1 protein-coding gene is annotated in these 315 nt (G+C 57.1%); it reads left to right on the top strand.

The window, feature by feature from the left end; all coding sequences use genetic code 11:
- Window positions 1-59 precede the first annotated feature (59 nt).
- Window positions 60-315: hypothetical protein (locus AC1RP4_RS07895; RefSeq protein ID WP_481763257.1), on the top strand; the 256-nt coding region annotated here is incomplete at its 3' end.

Here is a 315-nt window from a genome sequence, read left to right as displayed (position 1 = left end):
ACTGAAGGAAACTCGCGTACAATGGGCCACTTATCTAATCAATTGTGTGGAGGCCGAACGTGAACCTGATTGACAAGAAAATCGCGATCCTGAAAAGGGCACTCGAACTCATCGAGGACGGGGATGAGTCCTTTGTGTGCTTCGCGATCAAGAGAGCTGCGTGCGAGTACCGTGTGAGTCGCATGTGGCAGTCGGACGCCAAGCTGGGCGCGGAAATGGCGCAGCAGGTGCAAGACAATCTGCGTGCTGCGTGTATTGAGCGCGTGTCGAGCCCGCCGGCTCTTGAGATGCTGCGGGCCGGCAGCGTCGTTGTAC

It is taken from the genome of Dellaglioa sp. CoH-56-MRSF-10 (assembly GCF_056782175.1).
The sequence above is the reverse complement of the archived record's forward strand: the minus strand, read 5'-3'. Positions and strand labels throughout refer to the sequence as shown.